Source organism: Hyphomonas sp. UBA3195 (genome assembly GCF_002366485.1).
Classification (GTDB): Bacteria; Pseudomonadota; Alphaproteobacteria; order Caulobacterales; family Hyphomonadaceae; genus Hyphomonas.
The window spans coordinates 3,046-7,832 of the sequence record NZ_DEXB01000020.1 but is presented as its reverse complement, the minus strand read 5'-3'; the positions used below and the strand labels follow the sequence as shown (position 1 = coordinate 7,832).

Annotated in this window: 4 protein-coding genes and 1 pseudogene; all 5 read left to right on the top strand. The window is 62.0% G+C overall.

Annotation, left to right across the window (positions count from 1 at the left end; translation table 11 throughout):
* A pseudogene (locus B2344_RS06690) lies at positions 1–1,775 on the top strand (hypothetical protein); the annotation flags it as partial.
* A gap of 124 nt (positions 1,776–1,899) precedes the next feature.
* A complete protein-coding gene (locus B2344_RS06685) occupies positions 1,900–2,751 on the top strand; it encodes a M48 family metallopeptidase (RefSeq protein ID WP_051607589.1) in 852 nt (283 codons plus the stop codon).
* Between the two features lie 256 nt (positions 2,752–3,007).
* On the top strand, positions 3,008–3,217 hold the full coding sequence (locus B2344_RS06680) for a cold-shock protein (RefSeq protein WP_034812549.1): 210 nt from the start codon (positions 3,008–3,010) through the stop codon (positions 3,215–3,217).
* A 151-nt stretch (positions 3,218–3,368) separates the two neighbouring features.
* Complete coding sequence (locus B2344_RS06675; protein ID WP_290482744.1) at positions 3,369–4,184, top strand: class I SAM-dependent methyltransferase; 816 nt, start codon at positions 3,369–3,371, stop codon at positions 4,182–4,184.
* Between the two features lie 30 nt (positions 4,185–4,214).
* On the top strand, positions 4,215–4,745 hold the full coding sequence (locus B2344_RS06670; RefSeq protein WP_290478509.1) for a GNAT family N-acetyltransferase: 531 nt from the start codon (positions 4,215–4,217) through the stop codon (positions 4,743–4,745).
* Positions 4,746–4,787 lie beyond the last annotated feature (42 nt).

Here is a 4,787-nt window from a genome sequence, read left to right as displayed (position 1 = left end):
GAAGACGGTCGGGCGAAGAATCGCCGGATTGGGTTCAAGGTTCGAGAACGGAGCGAATGATGGCGTGGCTATTGGCACATATGTGGGCGGCGCTGGCAGGGGTTGCCGTATTCGGTTTGCTGCTGGGTTGGTCCATTCGCGGCATGATGCTGGTTGGAAAAATGCGGCGCGCAATGGTCGAGCGCGATGTTACCCAGACCGAACTCGAACAGGCCAAGGAAGAGATTGAAAGCCTGTATGCGGCCCAGCGTGGTCAGCCTGTGGGCAATACGAATGCGCGTGAGGCTCAGGCCGAGCAGAATGTGAAATTCCAGCGCATGAGTGATGAATTGAGCCGCGCCAAGAGCGAGCTGGAAGCGCTGAAGGCGAAAGCCGACGAGGCGCTGGTGAGCGGCGCAAAGGCTGCGGGTGCGGCAGGAGCTGGCGCTGTGGGCACGCTTGCTGCTGTTGGCGGCGCGACCGATCCGAACCCGGCGCTGGTCTGGCGCAACCGTCACCTCGAAAGCCGTGTACGCCATCTGGAAGCCATGATCGGCGAAGGGGGCAGCGAAGCCGCTGGCGCATCCCCTGCGGAGGCGGCACCTGCTGCGATGGCGACTGGCGAGACCAGCGACGCCGATGCGGCCAAGGCAGAATGGCAACAGAATTTTCTGAAGCAGCGCGTCGAAGCACTGGAAGATGAACTCGCCAAGGTGAAAGCCCCGGCAGCTACGCCAAGCGGGCGTAACGGCAATGGTGAGGCGGAAGAAGAACTGGCCCGCCTGCGCTGGCGCAATCGTTTTCTGGAAGGCCGCCTTGCCTATTTCGAAGGCGACCAAGACGCCGAGGAAGAGGGCATTGAGGCCGACGCGGTTGCCGAAGCGGCCATCACGCCGGAGCCTCTTCCGGACTTGCCGGAGACCGAGCCCGAATCTGAACTGGAATCCGTGCCGGACTTTGATGGCGAAGCTGAAAACGAGCCGGAGGTTGAGCTTGCCGAGCCTGAAGCCGAGCCAAGTGACGAAGCCGACTTTGCCGAAGAACTCGCGGAAGATGCCGAAGATGACATCGAAGAGGCGATTGAGTTTGAGGCTGAACAGGAGCCGGAAGCGCCAGCCGAGCTGGCCGCTGATCCTGACGCTGAACCGGATGTACCTGCTTTCGAGATTGTTGACCGGTTCGCCGATGAGGCGCCTGCTGAGGCAGAGGCAGCGTTCGACGATACAGAACTGACGCCCGTCGAGGACGAACTGACTGAAGACTATGCAGAGACTGCCGAGGTCGATGCAGATGATGAAGTGCCCGCCGACGGGTCAGACGAAGAGACCGATATCGACCGCGCAGATGAGGCCAGCCGGGCTATCCTGGCAGCGCTCGAACTGACCGATGAGGAAGACGAAGCGTCAGACAACGCCGCCGAACTGGGCGTGGCCGAGAGTGAGTCCGCGCCCGAAGACGAGGCGGATTTCGTCGAAGCGGACACGGAAGAGGCGAATGACGACTCCGGGTCCGACGAGACCGCAGAAGAGGGGCCCGCAGGCGTACAGCCGATGGCGCTCGACAAGCCCGTTGCCAACACGCCGGATGATTTGACCATCATTGGCGGTGTGGGGCCGAAGATTCAGGAAGTGCTGAACAGTATGGGCATCTGGCACTATGACCAGATCGCTGCCTGGACGCCTGAAAACGTCACATGGGTGGATCATGAGCTCAATTTCTCCGGTCGGATCACACGTGAGGGCTGGGTGCAGCAAGCGGCGATCCTGGCAGGCGACACGGTGGACGAGGACGCCTAGGCAACCGCCCATTCAGGACCTATTCAGCCGTAATCGTTCAAGTTGGGAACCAATCGTGCAGGGGTGCGATTGCTTTTTGAGGGTGCAGGGGTAACCTCTGGCTCGAGGCGATAGGGAGAATGAGATGGCCGATCTAGTTGAATTTGATAGCGAAGTTCTGGCCGGAGCACCGCAGGTGCGCCTGTCGCGCCGCGCGCTGATTACCGGTATTGCCGCAGGCACCGTATTCCCCTTCATTTCCAGCTGCACCACAAACCCGGCGACCGGATCCAGCCAGCTGATCCTGTTCGGGGAAGAGCAGGTGGCCAGCATGGCCGCAACGGCCTGGACCGACATGAAATCGCAGACGCCCGTTGTCTCGAACTCGCGCCTGAAAAACCAGGTGCTGAGCGTCTGGGAGCGTACGTCTGATGGCGCAGTGAAGGCGGGTCATATCGACCCGAACGCTAATTGGGACGTGGCGGTGTTCGACACCGATGACGTCAACGCGTTCGTGATGCCTGGCAACCGCGTCGGCATTTATCGCGGCATTACCGAACTGACCGAGAATGACGACCAGCTGTCGTCCGTTCTGGGCCATGAGACCGGCCACGTGGTCGGTCGCCATGCTGCAGAGCGCCTGTCGGTTTCGACCGCAGCGCAAGTTGGCCTGATGGCGGGTCAGATCGCCGTCGCGCAGTCAGAAGAGCTCAGCAAGTATGGCACGGCCATCGGCGCTCTCGGTGGCGCGGCCATGCAATTCGGCGTGATCCTGCCCTATAGCCGCCGGCATGAGCTGGAGGCTGACAAGCTGGGCGTCGATTACATGCACAATGCCGGCTATGACACCCGCGAATCCGTGCGCTTGTGGGAATTGATGGCCGCGCAGTCGGAAGGCCAGCGCCCGGCCGAGTTCATGTCCACCCACCCGGATCCACTGCGCCGGGCCGAAGAGCTGAAGCGTTATATCAATGCGCGGGGTTATGCGCTGATGTAGTCGGTCGGCCGACCAGAAATTCGAGAGCCCGGTTGCCCTGTGCTGCCGGGCTTTTGCGTGTTTTAAACAGTCGCGGGTGGAGACGCGCGGTTGTATTGGTGGAAATACCCGTTATATGGGGAATTCGACTTTTCGCCGGACGATCAGGCATTGAGTGAACGGGCTTGCCCTGCCACTCCTTCAGAGACCTCCCATACAAAATTCGTGTTCCCGCGGACCCGCATGTTGCAGGACCGCATCTATTCAGGAGTGTTTCATGACAAGTGGCACCGTAAAATTCTACAACGACCAAAAAGGCTTCGGCTTCATCCAGCCAGACGATGGCGGCACCGACGTGTTCGTGCACGCCACGGCGCTTGAGCGCGCTGGCATGCGCGCCCTGTCCGAAGGTCAGAAGGTTTCCTTCACGACCGCCGTTGACAAGCGCAGCGGCAAGACCGCCGTCGACACGATCACCGCTGAATAGTCCGTCAGGACTTTTCCAGTTGTATCAGATTGGCCGTCTCCGAAAGGAGGCGGCCTTTTTGATTCCGGGGGTGTGATAACTCCGCCATCCGTGGTGTTCTGACAGCGGGATGAACGCGCGCCAGTTAACCGCGCAGGACCGGGGGGAACAGATGACAGCAACCAACACGCCCAGGACGGCCGGGGCCAATGGCCGTTTGTGGGGTATGCGGGCGCGTGACTGGGCCGATTTGCAGGAGGGTGGATTCCGCGCCGGATACGTTGCCGCGCTTGAGCACGCAGCGGTCGGGGCAGGCACGCGCTATCTTGATGCCGGGTGCGGATCCGGCATGGCTGCGGCGCTGGCGGCGGATCGCGGCGCGCAGGTGACGGGAATTGATGCCTCGGACTTGCTGCTCCAGATTGCCCGCGACCGTGTCCCGCAGGGCGCTTTCCAGACAGGCGACCTGGAAGACCTGCCATTCGGGGATGACAGCTTCGATGTGGTCGTCGGCTTCAACTCTTTCCAATATGCCGGAAATCCCGGCGCGGCGCTGGCCCAAGCACGGCGCGTGACGGCGCCTTCGGGCACTGTGGTCATCATGACCTGGGGCGAGCCGGACGGCATGGAGGCGGCCGCGATTGTCGGCGCCCTGAAACAGCTCCTGCCGCCTCCGCCACCGGGCGCGCCCGGACCGTTTGCGCTGTCGGACGAAGCCAGGCTGCGGGCGTTCGCAGCCGAGGCAGGGCTGACGCCGCTGGAGGTCGTGGATGTGTCCAGCCCGTGGGAATATGAAAGCGAGGCCCTGGCCGTGCGCGGGATCGGCTCCTCCGGTGTGGCGGCGAAGGCCATGGACGCCTCGGGTGAGGCGGCTGTGAACGCAGCCCATGCGGCGGCGATTGCGCCCTTTGTTCAGGCCGATGGCCGCGTGCGCATTGGCGCGACCTGCCGACTGTTGTTTGCGACGCCGGCGGGAAAAAGGACTTGAACTCTGCCGGTGATCTGGCAGCCCTTCAGCATGACTGACCTGATGAGAATTTGCCCGGTAGGGCCCGAAGACCTGCCTGTTTTGCGGGATCTGGCCGAGGCCACTTTCCTCGACACGTTTTCAAGCCAGAACGCCCCGCAGGATATTTCCGCCTATACGTCCGTCGCCTTCGACATGGACAAGGTCAGGGCAGAGTATGAAAACCCGCATTCCCGCTTCTATTTTGCCCGGACCGGCTCTGACATTGCGGGATATCTGAAGCTGAACACCGGGCCTGCCCAGACCGAGCAGGACCTCGAAAACGCGATGGAAATCGAGCGCATCTATGCGACCCGTGCCTTTCAGGGCAGGGGCATCGGAAAGCGCCTGATGGCCACCGCGCTGGAGGCGGCGCAGGAGGCCGGTGTGAACTGGGTCTGGCTGGGCGTCTGGGAACACAACCAGAAGGCCATCGCCTTTTACGCGCATCAGGGCTTCGAGCCCTTTGGCCGCCACAGTTTCCGCCTGGGGGACGACGTGCAGATCGACGTGATGATGAGGAAGAAGATTGCGCAGGATTAGCCGCGCAGGCTGAGGCGCAGCGATTCAGCTGGGGAGTTGCAA